This is a genomic window from Bacillus sp. KH172YL63, assembly GCF_011398925.1.
GTDB lineage: Bacteria > Bacillota > Bacilli > Bacillales > Bacillaceae_B > Rossellomorea.
Map to the genome: position 1 here is coordinate 201,976 of NZ_AP022842.1, position 20,393 is coordinate 222,368.

Sequence of the window (20,393 nt, forward strand, 5' to 3'; positions counted from 1 at the left end):
GAACAAGTAGTTAATCCAGTGAACTTTTGGTTTTTATCTTGGATGGTTGATTCTCGCTGCAGATGCTCGACTCCTGCGGGAACTGATGAACAGTATGAAATGCGGAGGAGGCTCACCGCCATCCCCGCGGAAAGCAACCGCATCTTGCTTGTCTAAAAGCCACAATGTTTACGAAAACAGCTTTTTGTTATGTAATTGTCAGATTTGAAATAAAATTGAAAAATTTTAACATTTCCATTAAACTGTGGGAAAAGATAAAAAAAGGGGGAAGGGATACATGAGGATGGTCATGTTTCCAATCAAGTTCGTTTTTTACTACGTCCTTGGCCTGATCGGCATTTTAGCGGTCAGTATCGCGCCGGAAGTGTTCAAAGAGAAGGGGATGTATAATCTCATAGGGTATTTGGAGGGGTTCATCAAATTCATTTTCGTCTTTTTGGACGGTGAAAATTGGAGCTATTCCTATAAAGGCGTCACCGTCGATTTCTTGGACATGCTGTGGGGACCTTATGTATACTCTCTGCAGGTCATCCTCGGTGCCCTGGGGATCGGCCTGGTCCTTGCCTTCATTCTGGCGATCATCACCGTGTTCCTGCCACGACCGTTGACCTCGTTATTAAAGAAAGTGTTAAATCTCCTCGAGACAGTCCCGGATTTAATGTTTGCCTTCATGCTTCAGCTGATGATTGTGTATGTATTTAAGCATTTCGGCGTGGAGCTTATGAATTTCACAGAGTTCAGGGAGGAAAAGGTATTCCTTGCACCGATGATCACCCTGTCGATCATCCCGATGATCTCTTTCTTCAGGATCCTCCTTTTCATAATGGAGGAAGAACTGCTTAAGCCCCATATTGAATTCGCCCAAAGTAAGGGGATGTCCAAAAGCAGGATCCTCTTTGCCCATGTAATGAAGAATATTTCACCGAGCCTTTTCTATCACGGGAAGCTCATCATCTGGGGAACGTTATCAAGCCTATTTATCATTGAAACGATTTTCAATATGAAAGGCATCACCTATTACGTTGTCCATGACTTCCGTCCGATGGTGATCGCCATTTCCTTAATCATGATCTACACGCCCTTTTTCTTCATTTACCAAGGGGTTTACTTATGGATCGATCACGGAAGCGGCGAGGACCATTCCAAGTACAAGCGAGATAAAACGAAATGGAATGAGTGGAAAATCTGGGGCTTCCTGTCTGTCGTCAGAAGGCTTTGGTGGCAGCATATGCATAACGGCAAGTTTGCCGTCGGCTTCAGCGTGATCTTCGGCATGATCGTGACGAGCTTCCTTTATTCCATCCTGAAAGAAGAGCCGGTAAAACACATCAACTTCATGCAGAACGATGAAGGAAGGATCATCAGTGCCCCGCCCCATAAACCGTTCGGGGAAATGATCCTTGGATCGGACTTCTTCGGATACAGCATCTTGGATCAACTGATTGTTGGGGCGAAGTACACGCTCTTGTTCGCTTTGATTGTGGCGTCCATGAGGGTCGTCGGCGGATTTTACCTTGGAATTGTGTATCATTTCCACTTGAAAGAGGCGAGGAAGAACTGGTTAGACCGCATCGTGGACTCGATTCACTTCCTGCCGTTAAGCCTGATTGCCTACCTTCTGTTAAGGCCTGTCCTCTGGGGATTCCCGGTTCTTGGCTGGGATCACTCCATGTTCGAAAGGCTCGTCTATGAAGCTGTCGTCCTGACGATCCTTGTCCTGCCACTGACAACGGTCCTGATCGGAAACGAACTGAAAATATTGGGAAGGCAGGATTTCGTCCTGTCGGCAAAGCTTCTTGGAGGAAACAACAAGCATCTGCTCTGGACCCACCTGTTCCCGCATCTCGCGCCAAGATTGTTCATTATCTGGGGACAGCAGTTCATCCAGACGCTCCTTATCCTCGTTCACCTGGGATTATTCCATCTGTTCCTCGGCGGTACAATCATCAAGGGAGGCTTATTGCCCGACCCGCCGAAATCGGGAACGTTCGAATGGTCGGGACTGATCAGCTCCACAAAAGACTCGCTCATGACCGGTAAGTACTGGATCGTCATTGCACCATTGATCGCCTTTATGGTCGCCATCATAGCCATGCAGCTGATCGTCCAGGGAGTCAAGGAAATCCAACAAACAAAAGTCGGCGTCCTCGTGAGCAACAAGCCGATCAAGAAGAAACACTCAGTGGTAAAGAACAACACATATAAGCCGGCGCTGGACGACCTGAAATTGATTCACCAGCATACTTTTAAAGGGTAGGGAATGAGGGACGGACCTCCAAATTCAAAGGCCCGGAAGCGCCACACCGCTTCCGGGCCTTCTTTCTTGATGAAATATGGGGGACGGACCTCTATTGATATGCAGCACCTAAACGGGACATCCTAAAGGAAAAGGAGTGATGAGAAATGAAATCCCTGCTTATCTTTTTAGTAGTGATGTGCACCGTACAGCCGTCTGCCTCGGCAAGAAACATCCTTCCCCTTCCCGCCCATCACAATGAACTTGCAATCGTGATCGATGACCTGGGCAACGACATGCAAGGGACCGAGGAAATCCTCAATCTCCCGGTCACGTTGACGATTGCGGTCATGCCCTTCCTGCCGACGACGAGGGAAGATGCGGAGAAAGCCCACCGGAACGGTCATGAGGTCATCGTCCATCTTCCCATGGAACCTGTGAGCGGGAAAGCGAGCTGGCTCGGGCCGGGGGCGATCACGACCTCCCTTTCAGACGAAGAGATCAAACAGCGGGTGGAGCAGGCGATCGATGAGGTCCCCCATGCAGTCGGGATCAATCATCATATGGGATCGAAGGCCACCGCCGATGAGCGGGTCATGCGGATTGTCCTCGACACGTGTAAAGAGAGAGGGTTATTTTATCTCGATAGTAAAACAACCGGAAAAAGCGTGATCCCGAAACTTGCGGAAGAAATAGGCGTTCCGTATCTGGAGAACGAACTGTTCTTCGATGACATCTATACCCTTCAGCATATCGGGAAGCAGGCAAGACTTCTATCAAAGGAATTAGACAATGATGATGCGACGATCGCCATCGGGCATGTCGGGGTCACAGGGATCAAAGTCGCAACCATGCTGAAAGAATTCCTGCCTGTTTATGAGACGAAAGCTACGATCGTGCCCCTGTCCGACCTTATACCGGAATATCATCTTATCGATGAAAGTATGCCGTAAACGACTGTCCGATTGTAAAAATTCTGTTAAGATCAGGCGTAATTTTTTGTGAAAGGTACGCTCTCCATTATAATCAGTAGGTAAGAAGGAGATGAATCGATATGAATCATGCAATCGTGACAGGCGCAACAAGAGGATTAGGCGAATCGATCGCAAGACTGTTTATAGAAAAGGGCATAGGGGTCATGAACATATCCCGTTCTGAAAACGAAGGATTACGAAAACTCGCCGAGGACAAAGGCGTCCCCTATGAGTTCTTTCCGTGCGATCTTTCTCAGTCGTCCCAAACCGGGGAAGTGTTCCGTGAAGCGGGGGAAAAGGCATTTGCCAAACAGGCGGGTACCCTTTATGTCGTACAAAATGCCGGTGTCGTGACACCGATCAATCCATCAGGTCAGGTGGAAAACGATGCGCTGGAACGAAGCGTGAATGTGAACCTGCTGTCGCCGATGATCGCGACGAATGAATTGATTCGGGCTTCAAAAGGTTCGGCAACCACTATGATCATAATCAACATCAGCTCAGGTGCAGGGAGCCGACCTGTATACGGATGGAGCACTTATTGTGCGACAAAGGCCGGCGTGAATATGCTGACTGAGACGGTGAGCCTGGAATTTGCCAGAACCCACAGCCGCCACAAGGCGATTGCCTTCAGTCCAGGCGTGATGGATACCGACATGCAAGGGGAGATCCGTTCATCATCGAAGGAATCCTTCGCCGATGTCGAGTCTTTCCAACGCTACAAAGAAGAAGGGATGCTCCGTTCGACCGACACCGTCGGGGAAGTACTCCTCAAGCTTGTAACGGAAAAGGAAGTCGAGAGCGGAAAGCTTTATCATGTGAATGATTTGTTGTAGTGAAGAGGCAGATTCCTTGAGGGGGATCTGTTTTTTTTGTTTGGGGTGGTTGGATCTGCTGGGAGGGAGATTCTCATATTTATGGGATATTGAATCGGGAAATGACCCCAGGGAGAGGGGTGATTGCTCATTTGGGTGCAGAATCCGGGGATTAAGAAGGAGAGAGTCAAAAGATTTTTGGGGAAGAGAGGGGTTATGCGTCACTTTCAGGATTTATGCGTCGGAATTCGATTTTGTGCGTCACTTTTCAGATTTATGCGTCAGAATCCAAGTTTATGCGTCACTTCCAAGCATATATGCGTTTCTCCCCCACACGACGCCTGGCAGATTCCCTGATATAGCAACACCCCGATGACACCTCCAGACCCTCGACCAAAGACAATTGCGTCATTTTCCCCCGTAATTGCGTCTTTTTTAAAATAATTGCGTCGGTTTGCCCCCTGATTGCGTCAAAATTTCTAGAATTGCGTCTATCCCCATCATAATTGCGTCAAATACCATAAAATGGAACCAGAAAAACAGCCCCATCCCGTCCCAACATAACCCCCACAATCAGCATCCAACCCATACAAAAAAAGAGACCCTCCAAAAAGGGTCTCCCATCTCATCAAACTGCGTCCGCTTCACCGGCAGATTTGCGGGTGAATTTCGGCAGGGCGAATTGTATGGCGATCAAGCCGCAGACTGCGATCAGGATCGGATAGAAGGCGTATGGGATGATGCTGACCGGTGAGATGCCGGCAACTTCCGCCACCAACAGGGCCTGTGCCCCGTATGGGATCAAGCCTTGGACGGCGCAGGAGAATATGTCCAGGATGCTCGCAGATTTGCGGGCATCGACGCCGTACTGATCACTGAGTGTTTTGGCAAGCGGTCCTGCAATGATGATTGATATCGTGTTATTGGCTGTACAAAGGTTTGTCGAGCTGACCAAGCCTGCCGTTGCAAATTGTGCTCCCTGTGGAGACTTGATTTTGCGGGTGGCTTGGTAAAGGATCGCCTGGATGCCTCCGTTGTGGCGGATCAGTTCGACGACACCACCGATGAGGATTGAAAGGATGACGATTTCTGCCATGCCTGTCATTCCTTCTGCCACACTTCCGAAATAGCTGGATGGTGTGAAGCTTCCATCAAGGAATCCGATGACACCTGCAAGGATGATGCCCCCAAACAGGACGGCGAATACGTTCAATCCGGCCAGTGCGGCTATGATGACACCAAGGTAAGGAAGGATTTTGATCCAGTCGAATCCTTCAGCACCTACGGATGATGAATTCCCCATCGTAAGGATGAAAAGGATTACCATCGTCAGGATTGCAGCAGGTAAGACGATAAAGAAATTGACTTTGAATTTGTCTTTCATTTCCGTTTTTTGCGTACGGACTGCAGCGATGGTTGTGTCGGAAATAAACGACAGGTTATCACCGAACATCGCTCCCCCGATGACGGTCGCCATTGCAAGGGGCATGGAAATATCGGTGCCTGAGCTGATTCCGACGCCGATTGGTGCAAGGGCTGCGATCGTTCCCATCGATGTTCCCATGGACAGGGAGATGAATGCAGCAATCATGAATAATCCAACGATGACAAGATTACCCGGCAGCACCGAGAGGGCAAAGTTGACGGTGGCATCCACCGCGCCCATTTTTTCTGCGACGCCTGAAAATGCTCCTGCGAGCAGGAAGATGAAAACCATGATCATAATATCCGGATGACCGGCCCCTTTGGCGAACCGCTCGATTTTGGCGGTTAGCGTCTCCTTGCGGTTCATCAACAGGGCCGCGACAGCAGCGATGATGATGGATACGAGTACAGGAAATGCATAAAAGTCTCCTGAAATGATGCCTGCCCCGAGGAACAGGGAAACAAATATGATTAATGGCAATAAGGCCAATAAGTTTCCTTTTTCTTGATTCATACGTAACACTCCTTTGTGATCATCTGTAAATTTAACATGTGAATAAATCAACTAAAAAAACCTCTTCCAGGATAAGAAGAGGTTTCAATCGAAAGAAACACTCCCCTTATCTTTCAAGCATACATGCTTGCTGGATGTGGCACAGCACTCTGGTCGAGTCCGCTGCCGAGACATCATAGGGCCAGTCCCTCCGTCTCTCTGGATAAGAAGAATATCGTATTTAGTTGATTTAAAGATACTTACATACTTTAAAGGGTTTAATCGAAAAAGTCAAACGGGAATTTTTTCAGAGGGCCATGGGACTGTATTTATGGGACTTTATCCATATTCAGGCAAATACTCGTAGACAATTACCGTTTCTAGGTCTACTATTAGATAGACAAAAATCATCTTGGGGGATTCCGTAATGGAAAGAAATGTGCGAAATCAAATACTGACATTACAAGGCTTTTATTTACTGACGTTCTTCGGAGTCGGCAGTTTATTTCCTTTACTCAGCGTATATTTAAGTGAAAGCGTCGGTTTGAACGGTTATCAGATTGGGACGATCATGTCTGTCGGTCCCATCATGATGATCTTCTTCCAGCCGATATGGGGAATGGTTAGTGATGCGACGAACCGTCCGACCGTGGTCCTCGGACTGACCTCTTTCGTGGCGGGGATCTTTGCACTCGGCTACTTATTCATGGATGTGTACCTGGGGCTTCTGATCGTGGCCATCCTTGTGGCCATCTTCCAGAGTGCCATCATTCCTGTTTCAGACAGTATCAGCCTGAAGTATACAGGCAAGGTCGGGTACAACTACGGAAATATCCGTCTGTTCGGGTCGCTCGGATTCGGTATTGCCGTTTACATCATGGGCCGGCTTTCTGAAGGATTCATCGGGCCAACGGTCATTTTTTATTCGTTCTTCATCTGCCTGGTCATCTCCGGCTTCCTGTCCTTCCGTTTTCCGAAAGAGAGGGCGGCTGCGAAGCTTGATTTAAAAGCAGGGATGAAGGAATTGTTCACGTTGAAGAAGTTCCTTATCTTCCTGGCCGTCACGTTCTTGGTGTTCGGTCCGAATTTAGCAAACAATGTGTATTTCGGCTTGTTTGTTGAAGATTCAGGCGGGACGTATGCCGGGATCGGCCTGGCCTTCTTGATTGCCGTCTTGTCGGAAGTCCCGTTCATGAGGATTGCCGGGGGCTGGATCGATAAATTCGGATTATTGACTGTCGCAGCGCTTGCAGGTACTGCTTCGATGCTGCGCTGGCTTTTCTACTTCACCGAACCCAGTCTATGGCTCGTCTACTCGTCAGCCGTGATGCAGGGCCTTGCCATCGGATTATTCATCCCGGCGGGCTTGCGTTACATCAAAGAAATCACGCCTGCTCATATTACGGCGACCGCGGTCACCGTTTACTCTGCCATCGGGAACGGATTGGGCAACTGGTTCAGCACCTTTGTAGGCGGCTTTATTTATGAAAATTACTCGATTTATACCGTTTATCTTTTCTTTGCGGTCCTGTCACTCCTTGGCGTATTTCTCTGCTTCGTCCTGATGAAGGAAGAGAAGAAGAATGCACTCGCGTATTAAGGACGTGAAGCCGTCAATCCGGATGTCTCCGATTTTCTTCAATGAAATCGGCTGCGTCCGGATTTTTTTTTGCAGGCAATATAAAAAGAAGGGTTTATCTCAACCCCTGTGTAATAGTATAAAAGGAAATAAATAGAAGGCGGTGGCCCATGAGGAAAATTTGGCTGATGATCGTAGCGGTTTTGCTGATTACGTCTGGATGTACATCCAGACAGGGGAATGTAACGGTGAAACCATACAAACTAGATGAACATGAAGGTGAACTGATCAGGTTTACAGGGATACATGATATACAATTTTTTGAAATAAATGGGGAGACCGGAAAGGATACCGTCCTTGTCAAGACAATCGAGGTGTATGAACACGGGGAATTGGTGAGAGATGAGCCATTTTCATCTGATGAAGGGGGAAAGCACTACGATGATGCCCTCCTGTCATTCGGAAATGATGCAGACAATGGGAAAGTCAAGTTCATCCATGGAATGGAAGGCGGGGCGGTTACCATGTATGAAGATTTCGAAATGAACGGCATGGTCTATGGCGGTCTCCTGACCGAGAAAGTCGCGTTGGAAAAGGATAAACCCCTCTATCTTTACGCCATTGCAGGCTCGGATGGTGATGAAATGTCCGGGGTAACGGTTGATGAGAATGGCAAGCCGGACGGCGGGATCCTGAAGGCAGACAAAGCGTACGTATTCAAAATTATGTTAACCGATCGAAGCACGGACTAAAGGTCCGAAGATTTTTCGACAAAAACGAAGTTGGATAGGTTTCACCGGTATGAATTGGTGGTACAAAAAGAGTAAGGAACTCATTGAAATTTCTGTAAAAATAAGTTAGAATTATATTATTAGAAAATTCATTCAATTGTAAAAGAAAAAAAGAGATGATATAAAAAGGGGATTTTACAATGGATAATACGTTCGTTTACTCAAAAGAAAACGCCAATCTCGGGGATACTGTCCAATTCAAACGGAAAAAGCACGTCATCAATGGTGTCGTCACGACCCTCAGGGAAAATACCGTCATTGTGAAAATGGATCTCGAATACGCCAAAAAGCTTGATCTGCCTGATGATCAAACGGTCGTGGCCCACAAAAACTACGTCGTGATTGAAAGGGCTGACAATGATACGCAGCCTGTATTCGTGTATGATGGGTGGAATAGCGCATTAAAAGCATAATTGTTCTTCTTATATAAAAAGGACCCGGTTACACCTTCACCATTTTGTTGGGGGAAGCGTTTCAGGGTCCTTTTTGATGTGTTAAATTAATTTATTAACATATTCCTTCACCATATCATCGGTGACAAGCTTTCTTTGCGGAACAACGCCTTGACGGGCAAGGGCATTGATTTCATTTGTCACCAGGTTGATGCGGTCGGTCGTAAACGGCTTTCCGGCCTTGCAAAGCTGAACGGCTTCATCGATCGCCATCTCTCTTTCTCCATCCAACCGCATGAACTGCTGGACAAGCTGATTCTGTTTGTTAGAATGCTTGGAAATTTCTTTATGCACACTCATGATTTCATCCCTCTCTATCTCTGAAACAATATTCTTCTATTATGCCTTTCCCGCTATGCAATGGCAACAGTCCTATAAGATGGGAGACAGCAGCCTGGAAACCGATTCCTTCACCTTGATCATCAATGACCTGTTGTGATAATCATCAAGCGTCAGTTCACGGGCTTTTTCCATATCGGATCTGAACGCCGTCCCGAGCTCTCTCGAAAGTGCTTCATCATATAAAAAGGCGTTTACCTCAAAGTTCAGGCGGAAGCTTCTGACATCGATATTGGCGGTGCCGACGGAAGAAATCTCTTCATCAGCCACAATCGTCTTCGCATGGATGAATCCATTTTCATAAATATAAATTTTCACGCCCGCTTTCAGCAGTTCCCCGATATAAGAGTAGGTCGCCCAGTAGACAAAGAGATGGTCCGGCTTGTTTGGGATCATGATCCGCACATCGACACCGGTGAGGGCAGCGATCCGCAGTGAATCAAGCAGACTCACATCCGGGATGAAATATGGGGTCTGGATATAGATTGATTGTTTCGCTGAAGAAATCATTTTGATATAGCCATGTTTGATCTGCTCCCACTCCGAATCAGGTCCGCACGTGACAATTTGGACCCCTGCCTGTCCTTTAAAAGAAGAAAGGGGGAAGTAGCGCATGTCATATGCAATTTTCTTCGAGCGGCTTGCCTGATTCCAGTCAAGGATGAAGCGGGTCTGCATGGCAAGTGAAGAACTCCCCTCGACCCTCAGGTGGGTGTCCCGCCAATAACCGAATTTAGGATTGAGCCCAAGGTATTCATCCCCGATATTGAAACCACCGACATATCCGACCTTCCCGTCAATAATGACGAGCTTCCGGTGGTTGCGGTAATTGAGGCGGAGGTTGATAAAAGGAATTCTGGAAGGGAAAAACACTTCCACTTCGCCGCCGGCCGCAAGAAGTTCCTTGAAGAAGTTCATCCTGGTCCTGCGGGAGCCCATCTCGTCATATAAAACCCGGACCTTCACGCCTTGCCGGGCTTGCTCAATCAACTTATCGAGGATTCTCCTGCCCAGCTGATCCTTTTTGAAAATATAGTACTGAATATGGATATGGTCTGTGGCTGCATCAAAGTCTGCCAGCAGTGAAGAAAACTTATCTTCTCCATGAGTGAAAAGCTTCAGATCATTGTCCTGGGTCAAGAGGGCATCATTATTCATCAGGTGCATATAAATGAGATCCTGATAGCGCTCGGATATGTTGTTCCGAAAAGGAAATTGGTGTTCCTTCAGGGAGCGGATCTGTCCTTGAATCAGGTTCTCGATCCCGATCTTCTTCATATCATCCCAGTCAAACAATCGCTTTCTGCTTAAGTTCTGACCGAAAATCAAATAAAGGATAAAGCCCAGTAAGGGAATGAAGAACAGCACCATCAGCCAGGCCCATGTCGCGCCGGCGTCCCTTCGCTCTAAGAAAATGATCACGGATGCAAGGACAAGGTTAAGTATGAATAATACCCCTGGAAGGGTGGATAGGATATCCATCGTATGTATGACTCCTTTATCTCTTTCTACCCTAAGTATACCTGAGATAGGGATTGAAAAGAATGGCAAAAAAGCTGCCCATCAAATGGATGGACAGCTTATTCAAAGAATATACCTTTATTCATTTACCGCCTTTTTACGGATTTCCTTCTCACGCACCGGCCAGCTTTCGACGCCCTTCAGGCCGGGGATGTCGTCTGCATAGAATACGGGATCCAGACCCTGGCGTCTCTGCTGCATGTAATGGTCGAGTGCTTTGAAAGCAATCGGTGCCAAGATGCCGATCGCGATCAGGTTGGTTAATGCCATGAGCGCCATGGAGAAGTCAGCCAGGCTCCAGACGATATCAAGGCTGGCAACCGATCCGAAGACCACCATGCCAAGTGCGATAAAACGGTAGATCAATAGTCCGGTCTTGCTTTTGTTGATGAAAGGAAGATTGGCTTCACCATAGTAGTAGCTTCCGATGATGGAGCTGAAGGCGAAGGTAAAGATCGCAATCGCCAGGAAGATGCCTGCCCATGAGTTGAAGTGTTCAGACATGGCTGCCTGTGACAATTCGATTCCTGTCAGTCCAGAACCATACGCATCTGATGTCAGGATGATGAACGCAGTGGCGGAACAAACGAGTAACGTATCAAAGAATACGCCAAGCGCCTGAATGAAGCCCTGTTTGACAGGGTGGGAAACCGATGCAGTAGCGGCAGCATTCGGTGCACTACCCATACCTGCTTCATTGGAGAACAGTCCACGCTTGACCCCGTTCATGATCGCGGCTCCGATCCCGCCGCCTAAAACCTGTTCAAACCCGAATGCGCTTTTGAAAATAAGGGCGATGACGCCAGGCATTTCAGTGATGTTCGTGATGACGACAAACAGTGCCAGTAAGATATAAAATCCTGCCATGATCGGAACGATGAAAGATGAGAAGCTGGCGATCCGCTGAACCCCGCCGAAAATGATCAGGGCAGTCAAACCGGCCAATACGAGTCCGATGACAAATGTATTGATTCCGAATGAATTGCTAAAAGCGGTTGCGATCGTGTTACTTTGCACTGCATTGAAGGTTGTCCCGAAAGAAAGGATGATGGTGACGGCGAAAATTGAACTCATCCACGGTTTCCCCAGCTGTTTCTTCATATAGTAGCCCGGGCCACCTTTAAATCCTACTGTATCCTTTTCTTTATAAATCTGGGCAAGCGTACTTTCGACGAATGCACTTGCTCCGCCGAGGATGGCAACGAGCCACATCCAGAAGACCGCTCCAGGTCCCCCGATTGCCAAGGCAATGGCCACCCCGGCCAGATTACCTGTACCAATCCGGGTACCTGCCCCGATAAAAAACGCCTGCAGGGATGAAATCGACTTGTCCCCTTCAGCTTCTACTACGTCCTTATCGCCTAAAAGGCGAACCATTTCTTTAAAGTGGCGGATCTGAACAAATTTCGATCCGATTGTAAAATATAAACCTAAAATGAGGAGCAGGCCGATGAGCACATATCCCCATAATATTGAATTCGCTTCATTGACTAATCCATTTAAAATGTCCATGTTAACCTCCTGTGAATGTTGTGACGGTTATGTTAACATTATCTGAAAATTTAAAATAAAAGTCAAGTTATTATCTGAATATTAAAATTTTACCAGTTAGGTATTTAGAAGGACGAACTATTTTATCATAGTAATAAAGGGTTTGTTTGAGTAGGAGGGAGGGGAAGAGACGTTTGTTAAATTATCTTGGAATAATGTTGTTCGTGCTACTGGAATAACAATAATTGAGGGTGCAAAGAAACTGAAGGCATAAAAAAATGCCATAGACATCCATGGCAGCAAAGAAAGTATGAAGATATAAATTAATAATAATTCCAAAATCCTAAGAAAAATAAAAGAATACCAGTGATCATCGATATGCCAAATACCATGAACAGAAAATCAAAAATGCTGTCGGCGAAGACTTTTTTGCGGTTTTCACGTTTGAAATGACGAACTTCTTTTCGGTACGAGCGTGCAGCGCGGCTCATACAAACCCCCTCCTCCTAAAACATCATCTGGTACTAAACATATTCGCCATCCGACAAGAAAATCCTGCCTCATCATGAAAAAAATGACGGACAACACATAACCCGGTCAAAAAAAGTCGAATGCGGGGGACGGACCATCAGCAAACAAGAGGCCATCGCGGATGGCCTCTTGTTTGGAAGAAGGAGTCCTTAGCGCAGGTGATTTTGTGAAATCCCGCTAAGGGCGGTGCCGGCACTTTGATCTGATTGCTGCTGTACTGCCAGATCCCCGAGCGCGAGCATCCCGACAAGCTGTCCCTGTTCAACGACCGGCAAGCGGCGCACCTGATGCTGAGACATCAAGGCAGATGCTTCTTCGACGGACGCATCCGGAGATACGGTCACGACTTGCTGGGACATGATTTGAGAGAGATTCCCCTGTGCACCCTGGCTGAGTCCCCGGGTGGCAATATCACGGTCTGTAATCATCCCGACAACCTGTCCGTTTTCAACGACGGGTATGGAGCCGACATTTCTCGAACTCATCTTTGAAGCGACGCTTTCAAGTGAATCCTGGTTAGTGGCTGCTTCAACATTTGTCGACATAATGTCACGTACCTGCATGAATGAATTCCCCCTTGATCATAATGGCAGTACACGTTTATTATCCGACAGATGCTTCGGACTATTCTTATGTCCCATTGGAAATTTTGAGACAGGACACATAGAGGGACGGACCTTCCCCGGGAAGGTCCGTCCCTCATCTCTATCTTCGAATCAATAACACGGTCCAGTAGCTTTCGTATGCGCCGCCCCGGCAATATCCGACGCCTAAGTGGGTATAGGAGCCTGTGAGGATTTGCTTGCGGTTGACGGGGCTTTCCATCCACTCCCCGATGGCTTCTTCCGGGGTGGATTGTCCGGCGGCGATATTTTCTGTAGCATCACTGAACGGGATGCGTGATGCCTTCAACATATCCCCGGGGGTGCCGTAGGCCGGGCTCTTATGTGAGAAGTACCCTCTGTCTCTCATGTCACATGACTTTGTGAGGGCGACCCGGGAGAGGGCCGGATCGAGCCGGAGGGGAGGAAGACCGTTCTTTTCCCTTTCGGCATTTGCCAATTCGGTCACCCGGTTTTCGACCGACGCCCCCCTGACAGCGGACGGGATAATGATTCTTTGTCCCGGATAGATTAGATCTGGATCCGATAATTGTGGGTTAGCGTTGATCAATGCAGATAATGATAGCTGAAAGCGGTTGGAAATGTTCCAGAGCGTATCTCCTTTTTTGACAGAATAGGGACCTTGGGCGGATGCCACAGGCAGAGCGGATAAACCAAAGACCAGGGACGACAGGACGATAAGAATGCTTCGTTTCGTTTTCATATGTATAAAATGTGCAGTTAGGTTCAATTTATTCCAAGGAAATGTTTAAAAATAGGATTATTGTTTCATTTTTAGGGAAAAGGGAAACCATATAACATAATGTGAAACCTTTTCAATGATCAAACGTACAAATAGGTAACGATAAAGAAAAAAGAGGTGAACAACGTGGTAAAGGAGAACGATCGCTTTAAAAAAGTGATAACGAAATTATCAAACGTCGGTGTGAATATTTCCAAAACAAAGTCGAGACGTGAAATCCTTCATTCACTAAAGCAGTATCAACCATTACCGAAGACGTTAACCCAGGACTCTTGATATTCAGTCAGATAGAAATGGTGGACAGACATAATTCCCCATTATTCCCGATATACTTTAAATAAGTATAAGGAGGGGAAGGCATGGAGAGAACGATGTTTGATATACAGGCATTGAAGGAATTCAGGAAGAAGGCGGACGAAATATCATACTACTGTATGAGCCACGGGCAGCCGTCAGACCCTCATCGCGTCAATATGGCGCTGGATCAGGTGTGCCGAGCCCTTGCCATGTTTGCGGAAATGGAACTTCATCGCATGCAGAATCAGCATATGCCTTATGATCCCCAAAGCTATATTAAGGGGCGGCTTGCGAATGCCTACAGGTCTGTACTAAAAGCCCCAATGGAAGATTCCAACACTGCATAGAAAAAAGAGGTTGACCCAAGATTGATGGGAGGATCACGCCCGTTAAGAAGGGTATAGAGAATAGGTGCTGAACGCAATAGGACTGGTCCATCAAGGTGACATCAACTCATCATTTTGGGTCAGCCTCTTTTTATTTCGAACAATGGTTTCGCCATTGTTCTTCATACTCCAAAAGTTAGGTGACGATATTCATGACACAATATTCGGATGTTTTGCTCGTTTGCAATGGAAAGGCAGGTCAAGGGACGCTGGAGGTATTGCTGAAGGATGCCGTCCCGCCCCTCCTTGAGATCTGCAACAATCTGATCATTCACAGCACAAAGGAAAAGGGGGATGCGGAGAAAGTTTGCAGGGAAACCGGCAGTGACTATGAGCTTGTCGTAATCATGGGTGGCGACGGGACGATCCATGAAGCGATCAACGGGTTAGCGGCACTGGAACGCCGCCCCCTCGTTGGCCTCATCCCCGGAGGGACATGCAATGATTTCGCCAGGTCCCTTCATATCCCGATGAACGTCGGACAAGCCGTACGCCTCATTACGGAACGCCCTTTTGAAAAGGAAATCGACATCGTCAAGACTGATGACCGGTATTTCAGCAACTTCTGGGGGACAGGACTGATTTCCCAGACGAGTGACAACATCGATGTTGGCTCCAAAAGTGTACTCGGCAAGTTGAGCTACTATATCAGTGCGTTTCAAACGATCCAGGACTCGCCTATCCTGGACGTGAAAGTCACGACAGAGCGTGAGGTAGTGGAAGAAGAAGTGGTCATGCTCCTGGTGGCCAATGGCCGGTCGATCGGTACCAATCCGCTGCCGGTCAGCATTGATATGGATGACGGGCTGATGGATATTTACGTTGTGAAAAAAAGCGGCTTCCCGCTGTTAAAGGAATTCCTCGTCATTAAAAGCACCGGAAATATAAGCGAACAGTATGATGACATCATGCATATCCAAGCGGAAGAAGCCCATATCGAGCTCGGGCAGAATGAAAAGCTTGATATGGATGGAGAATTGTATGAAGGAAGCAGACAGTCATTGAAAGTGCTGCAAAAGCATCTGCGATTTGTGGTGGGCAGTCTGGAATAATTAAAAGAGGATGGGATCCGGGATCCCATCCTCTTTCTGTATTAAGGAGTCTGCTTTTTCTTCTTGATGAATAAATACACAAGGTAAATCACGATCAACACGCCGCCTGCAGCAAGGGTGAGGAACGTAAAGTTCTCTTCGATGAATGGCTTTGCTTTTGCACCAAGTGTCAGGATGATCGCTGCTTCCAGGAAGAAGCGGATCCCTCTTCCGATAATCGACCAAATCACCAGTACGCGGATTTTCACCCCGGATACACCGGCGAAGATGGTGAAGATTTTATAAGGAATCGGGGTCAGTCCGGCGATCAGCAGGGCCATTGGGCCGTACTTGGTGAAATATTCTTCTACCTTTTGAATTCTTTCTTCCGAGAATAACCGTACCAGGATCGGCCGTCCAAGCTTCTTACCGATCAACCATCCGAAAAGTGCTCCGATAACAGAGGCGACTGTCGTATAAAGGGCATAAAGTAATGCACCTTCAGGATTGGCGATCGCGAGCGGGATGAGCAGTACGTCAGGCGGGATGGGGAAGAATGACGAGTCGGCGAAAGAAACGAGAATCAAGCCCCATACCCCGTAATCAAGTAACCATGCTTCAAAAGCGTGAATCAATTCAGACATAAGTTCAGTAATCTCCTTTATGATCAAGAAATTCGTTTTCGATTTTAAATAGAACATATGAAGTATATCACTTTTCAAAAGGGGCGTCATGAAATATCCTGTCAAAGTGAAACCATTTCATGGAAAATCCGTCTCATTCATAAAGGAGCGATGATATGAAACGCTTGAAGGTGGTCATCCTGTCGGTTTGCTTTCTGTTCGGCCAGCCGACACTTGCGCTGGCATGTAAATGCATAGAGAAAACCAATGAAGTCTATGAAGAGGAAGCAGATGCCGTCTTCGAAGGGAAAGTGATGGATGTAGATGCTAAGAGAGGCGTCGCGTCGGTGGAAGTAAACCGGGTTTGGAAAGGCCTGAAAGAGAGTAACGCATATGTATATACAAACGAAACGTCCTGTGGCTTCATGTTTCGTGAAGATCAAACCTACCTTTTTTATGCCAGGGAACAAAACGGTACTTTGACAGTCGGAGCATGCGGTGGTTCTGTTGAAATAGAAAATGCCAATGAGGCAATCGCCGCACTTGGAGAAGGATCCCCCCCTTCTGAACACATCACGCTTCAGGAAATGAAGTCAGAAGCGGATAGGAAGAAGTGGGGGTTGGCTGGTATCATCATGCTCTCCATAGGGGGCGTTGCATTCCTCATTGTGAAGCTTGAAAAAAATCTGAAGAGAAAATAGTCTATTTCTCGGGAAATAGTGACAGGAATCTACATCTCCACAGGAGATTTCATTCCCAGTAGGCGCAGGCCTTCTGCGAGAACGATTCCAACCGCATGGACGAGTGCCAGACGGGAGGACTGCTGTCCGTCTTCTGCAATGATCTTTGTTTTACCGTAGTAACGATTGAAGCTCTGTGATGTATCGATCAGGTACTTGGCGATGACAGACGGTGCGTAGTGCTGCCAGGCTCTTTCAATGATTTCCGGGAATAATCTCAGCTGTTTGATGACTTCCCAGCTTTCAGCGTCCTCAAGTCCTTCGAATGCCATTGGGGAAAGATTTCCCGCTTTTTTCAGGAGGGACTGTGTTCTTGCGTACGTATATTGAATGTAAGGACCGGTTTCCCCTTCGAACGTCAGCATATGTTCCAAAGAAAATTCAATATCGTTCAGGCGATCGTTCTTCACATCATGGAAGATGATGGCGCCGACACCGACGTCTCTCGCTACTGTGTCAGCATTTTTTAGGTCAGGATTTTTCTGTTTGATATTGTCCTCTGCAATCTTAATGGCTTCATGCAGCACTTCTTGAAGAAGGATGACACGTCCTTTACGGGTGGACATTTTCTTGCCGTCTTTCAAATAAAGGCCGAACGGAATATGTTTCATCTCACCCGCCCAGTCGAAGCCCAGCTTCTTCAGCACGGAGATCACCTGCTTGAAATGGATGGTCTGCTCCTGCCCGACAATATACAGTGCTTCATCGAACGCATACTGGCGCTGTCGATAGAGGGCCGATGCCAGGTCTCTCGTGGCATAAAGGGTTGCGCCGTCGGTCTTTTTGATCAGGCAAGGCGGCATGTTCTCTTCATCCATGCGGACCACCTGTGCACCTTGGGAAGTTTCAAGGAGACCGGCCTCCTCCAGCATCGTCACGACTTCCTCCATCTTGTCGTTGAAAAATGCTTCCCCGTTATAAGAATCGAATTCAACCCCGAGTAGTGAGTAAATATCTTTAAAGGCTTCAAGGGATTCTTCCTTGAACCATTTCCACAGCTCCGTCACCTCTTCATCCCCATCTTCAAGGAGCTTGAACGCTTTTCTTCCTTCATCGTCGAGGGAAGGGTCGTTTGCTGCTTCTTCATGGAATTTCTTATACAGCACGAACAGCTCCCCGATAGGATTGCTTTTCACCTTCTCAGGATCTCCCCACTTTTTGTAGGCAACGATCAATTTCCCGAATTGGGTGCCCCAATCGCCGATATAATTGATCTTTTCTGTCGAGTACCCGCATTTCTCCCCAATGGTGGCAATGGAATTCCCGATGACGGTCGAGCGTAGATGACCCATGGAGAAAGGTTTCGCGATATTTGGTGACGACATATCAAGGACGATCGTTTTATCCTTACCGAACTGATGGGTACCATAGTCTTTACCGACTGCAAGGATATCAGAAACCACTTTCTTCCCGACTTTGGCCCCATCAAAGTAAATGTTTACATAAGGACCGACTGCTTCTACTTTGGTGATCAATGGCGACGAAAGCTTCCCTGCCAGATCAGTGGCAATCGCAGCCGGTGCTTTTCTGAGCGTTTTGGCCAACTGGAAACAAGGGAAGGCCAAGTCTCCAAGGTGCGTGTGCTTTGGCGTTTCCAATAAATCATAGAGATCATTTTCATTCCATTCACTAAGGGCCTGTGACTTTAACATGTCTGCGACAATCGACTTCATATCCATTTCCCTGACACCTCCAATAGTATAAAAAACAATAAAAAAACCCGCCTCTATGCATCATAGAGACGAGTTTGGCTCGCGGTACCACTCTTATTCCCGAAAAGGGCGCTCATTGTATAACGGGAAGACCCGGTTTCCCCTACTCCATTCAGGGTAACTTCTCAGAAGTGCGTTTCATCCCGGGCTTCACACCGGGCTCCCACCACCCCCGGCTCGCTATCGTTCCACGTCGGCATTACTCTCTTCATCATCGAATCGATTATCTGATTACTATTATTTTACACATTTTGGAGATGAATGCAACCAGTGATCAAGAATCTTCTGAAGAAAACATATACGTTTTATGGTGAAACCTCATACTGAACACAAGTCCAAGTGCGAGCATATTCCCCATGAGTGAACTTCCCCCGTAGCTGATGAACGGCAGGGGGATCCCGGTGATCGGTAACAGCTGGATCGTCATGCCGATATTCTGGAACACGTGGAAGGTAATCATGCTGATGATCCCCGCACACACATAGGCATTGAAAGGTTCCTTCGTATCCAGGGCTGTCTTGGTTAAATGATAGATCAAGAGGAAGTAAAGGCTGATCACGACGCTTGCCCCGATGAACCCGTATTCCTCCCCTATCACACTGAAAATGAAGTCTGTATGGTTTTCCGGGATATATACTTCCCGGTCGCTGTACCCTTTACCGAAAATCTGGCCTGAGCCGATGGCATTAAGGGAGTTGATCAAGTGAAAACCTTCAAGCTTCGCGTAGTTATACGGATCGAGCCAGGCATAAATACGGCCGAATTGATAAGGTTTCACATTTAAGTATTTTTCCAATATTTCCGGTGCCCAGATCACGAGTGAAAGGATGCCGGCCCCGATCACACCGATGGAAGCGTAAATCGGCACAATCAATTTCCACGTGATGCCTGACACAAGGATGATCCCCGTCATGATTGCCAATATGACAAGGGAGGTCCCCAAGTCCGGCTGCTGCATGATAAAGGCAAGTGGAACAAGGGTTGTAAGTCCGATTTTAATCAATAATTGAAAATCTGTCTGTATCGTTTTGTTCGGATTGAGCTCGTGATGATTCGTAATGATCCGGGCCAACGCCAGGATGAGGAAGGTCTTCATGAACTCAGACGGCTGGATGGAACCGAGCGGGCCGAGCATGAACCAGCTTTTCGCTCCGTTTCTGTGAGGTGCGATACTTTCCGGTGAAACCAACAGCAGCACGAGCAGGAAAATCCCTGCGCCGTATATGTACCAAGCGAGTCGCCTGTACTGGTCCGAATCCAGGAAAAGCGCGGCCCCGATGATGATTCCTCCCACCACATACCAGAACGCCTGCCGGATGACAAAGTTCGTCCCGTACTGACCGGATGTCTGGGCACTGCTTATTCCCATGGCACTGACGATGAAAAACAACATTAATAAAAAGAGAAGACCCCAATCGATCTTATCAGCAAATCGCTGGCGAGTTTCCATAATCTATTCACCTGAATTTCTAAAGATTTCACATACCTAGTCTAATAGAAACGAAGGGAAATTTCTACTGATGAGAGAGAAAATACCGAAGAACACGATGGGACATCGATTTGTACCGGCCAGTCTCCTCAGACGGGAAAGG

General features: G+C 47.3%; 20 protein-coding genes, 1 riboswitch and 1 other annotated feature. Of the genes, 10 read left to right on the plus strand and 10 right to left on the minus strand.

What is annotated here, in order from left to right; genetic code table 11:
* Nucleotides 1-277: 277 nt before the first annotated feature.
* The 3 genes from KH172YL63_RS01120 (at nt 278) to KH172YL63_RS01130 (ending at nt 4,046) form a co-directional block, all read left to right on the plus strand.
* Nucleotides 278-2,257, plus strand: coding sequence for an ABC transporter permease subunit (locus tag KH172YL63_RS01120; protein WP_173104400.1), 1,980 nt, complete (start codon nt 278-280; stop codon nt 2,255-2,257).
* 146 nt (nt 2,258-2,403) lie between these two features.
* Nucleotides 2,404-3,189, plus strand: coding sequence for a divergent polysaccharide deacetylase family protein (locus tag KH172YL63_RS01125; protein WP_173104401.1), 786 nt, complete (start codon nt 2,404-2,406; stop codon nt 3,187-3,189).
* Nucleotides 3,190-3,290: 101 nt separating this feature from the next.
* A complete protein-coding gene (locus KH172YL63_RS01130; RefSeq protein WP_173104402.1) occupies nt 3,291-4,046 on the plus strand; it encodes a (S)-benzoin forming benzil reductase in 756 nt (251 codons plus the stop codon).
* Between the two features lie 607 nt (nt 4,047-4,653).
* Here KH172YL63_RS01130 and KH172YL63_RS01135 read toward each other — a convergent pair.
* Entirely contained in the window at nt 4,654-5,964 is a 1,311-nt protein-coding gene (locus KH172YL63_RS01135) for a Na+/H+ antiporter NhaC family protein (protein ID WP_173104403.1), read from the minus strand.
* A 103-nt stretch (nt 5,965-6,067) separates the two neighbouring features.
* A riboswitch (SAM riboswitch) is annotated at nt 6,068-6,173 on the minus strand.
* A gap of 197 nt (nt 6,174-6,370) precedes the next feature.
* On the opposite strand from KH172YL63_RS01135, the gene KH172YL63_RS01140 reads away from it, so the two are divergent.
* The 3 genes from KH172YL63_RS01140 to KH172YL63_RS01150 all read left to right on the plus strand — a co-directional run bounded on the left by KH172YL63_RS01140 (nt 6,371) and on the right by KH172YL63_RS01150 (nt 8,726).
* The gene (locus KH172YL63_RS01140) at nt 6,371-7,543 is read left to right on the plus strand and encodes an MFS transporter (RefSeq protein ID WP_173104404.1); all 1,173 of its coding nucleotides are present in this window, start codon (nt 6,371-6,373) and stop codon (nt 7,541-7,543) included.
* A gap of 149 nt (nt 7,544-7,692) precedes the next feature.
* Nucleotides 7,693-8,274 (plus strand): hypothetical protein, encoded by a 582-nt coding sequence (locus KH172YL63_RS01145; RefSeq protein WP_173104405.1) that lies wholly within the window; start codon nt 7,693-7,695, stop codon nt 8,272-8,274.
* 179 nt (nt 8,275-8,453) lie between these two features.
* On the plus strand, nt 8,454-8,726 hold the full coding sequence (locus tag KH172YL63_RS01150) for a DUF2187 family protein (protein ID WP_173104406.1): 273 nt from the start codon (nt 8,454-8,456) through the stop codon (nt 8,724-8,726).
* 81 nt (nt 8,727-8,807) lie between these two features.
* Here the strand turns inward: KH172YL63_RS01150 and KH172YL63_RS01155 are convergent, their stop codons facing one another.
* From KH172YL63_RS01155 to safA, 6 genes are all read right to left on the minus strand, one after another.
* The gene (locus KH172YL63_RS01155; RefSeq protein WP_173104407.1) at nt 8,808-9,065 is read right to left on the minus strand and encodes a YpbS family protein; all 258 of its coding nucleotides are present in this window, start codon (nt 9,063-9,065) and stop codon (nt 8,808-8,810) included.
* Between the two features lie 72 nt (nt 9,066-9,137).
* Entirely contained in the window at nt 9,138-10,586 is a 1,449-nt protein-coding gene (cls, locus tag KH172YL63_RS01160) for a cardiolipin synthase (protein ID WP_173104408.1), read from the minus strand.
* A 117-nt stretch (nt 10,587-10,703) separates the two neighbouring features.
* On the minus strand, nt 10,704-12,137 hold the full coding sequence (locus KH172YL63_RS01165; protein WP_173104409.1) for an alanine/glycine:cation symporter family protein: 1,434 nt from the start codon (nt 12,135-12,137) through the stop codon (nt 10,704-10,706).
* A gap of 302 nt (nt 12,138-12,439) precedes the next feature.
* The gene (locus KH172YL63_RS01170; RefSeq protein ID WP_173104410.1) at nt 12,440-12,607 is read right to left on the minus strand and encodes a hypothetical protein; all 168 of its coding nucleotides are present in this window, start codon (nt 12,605-12,607) and stop codon (nt 12,440-12,442) included.
* A 189-nt stretch (nt 12,608-12,796) separates the two neighbouring features.
* Nucleotides 12,797-13,210, minus strand: a complete 414-nt coding sequence (locus KH172YL63_RS01175; RefSeq protein ID WP_232066087.1) for a CBS domain-containing protein — start codon at nt 13,208-13,210, stop codon at nt 12,797-12,799.
* Nucleotides 13,211-13,352: 142 nt separating this feature from the next.
* Nucleotides 13,353-13,973, minus strand: coding sequence for a SafA/ExsA family spore coat assembly protein (safA, locus tag KH172YL63_RS01180; RefSeq protein ID WP_173104411.1), 621 nt, complete (start codon nt 13,971-13,973; stop codon nt 13,353-13,355).
* A gap of 165 nt (nt 13,974-14,138) precedes the next feature.
* Between safA and KH172YL63_RS21685 the strand changes: the two genes are divergently transcribed.
* The 3 genes from KH172YL63_RS21685 to KH172YL63_RS01190 all read left to right on the plus strand — a co-directional run bounded on the left by KH172YL63_RS21685 (nt 14,139) and on the right by KH172YL63_RS01190 (nt 15,747).
* A complete protein-coding gene (locus KH172YL63_RS21685; RefSeq protein ID WP_098351100.1) occupies nt 14,139-14,288 on the plus strand; it encodes an Lmo0850 family protein in 150 nt (49 codons plus the stop codon).
* 83 nt (nt 14,289-14,371) lie between these two features.
* Nucleotides 14,372-14,656, plus strand: coding sequence for a hypothetical protein (locus KH172YL63_RS01185; RefSeq protein ID WP_232066088.1), 285 nt, complete (start codon nt 14,372-14,374; stop codon nt 14,654-14,656).
* Between the two features lie 191 nt (nt 14,657-14,847).
* Complete coding sequence (locus KH172YL63_RS01190) at nt 14,848-15,747, plus strand: diacylglycerol/lipid kinase family protein (RefSeq protein ID WP_173104412.1); 900 nt, start codon at nt 14,848-14,850, stop codon at nt 15,745-15,747.
* A gap of 41 nt (nt 15,748-15,788) precedes the next feature.
* Here KH172YL63_RS01190 and KH172YL63_RS01195 read toward each other — a convergent pair whose 3' ends face one another.
* Nucleotides 15,789-16,370: a YqaA family protein gene (locus KH172YL63_RS01195; protein ID WP_173104413.1), complete on the minus strand. Its 582-nt coding sequence runs from the start codon at nt 16,368-16,370 to the stop codon at nt 15,789-15,791.
* 155 nt (nt 16,371-16,525) lie between these two features.
* Here KH172YL63_RS01195 and KH172YL63_RS01200 point away from each other — a divergent pair, with 155 nt between their 5' ends.
* Nucleotides 16,526-17,050, plus strand: coding sequence for a hypothetical protein (locus KH172YL63_RS01200; RefSeq protein ID WP_173104414.1), 525 nt, complete (start codon nt 16,526-16,528; stop codon nt 17,048-17,050).
* 29 nt (nt 17,051-17,079) lie between these two features.
* Here the strand turns inward: KH172YL63_RS01200 and argS are convergent, their stop codons facing one another.
* Both argS and KH172YL63_RS01210 read right to left on the minus strand, forming a co-directional pair.
* A complete protein-coding gene (gene argS / locus KH172YL63_RS01205) occupies nt 17,080-18,768 on the minus strand; it encodes an arginine--tRNA ligase (protein WP_173104415.1) in 1,689 nt (562 codons plus the stop codon).
* Between the two features lie 55 nt (nt 18,769-18,823).
* Nucleotides 18,824-19,025 (minus strand) — a binding site (T-box leader).
* 50 nt (nt 19,026-19,075) lie between these two features.
* Nucleotides 19,076-20,251 carry an FtsW/RodA/SpoVE family cell cycle protein gene (locus tag KH172YL63_RS01210; protein WP_173104416.1) on the minus strand — a complete coding sequence of 392 codons (1,176 nt, stop codon included), beginning with the start codon at nt 20,249-20,251 and terminating at the stop codon, nt 19,076-19,078.
* Between the last annotated feature and the right edge of the window lie 142 nt (nt 20,252-20,393).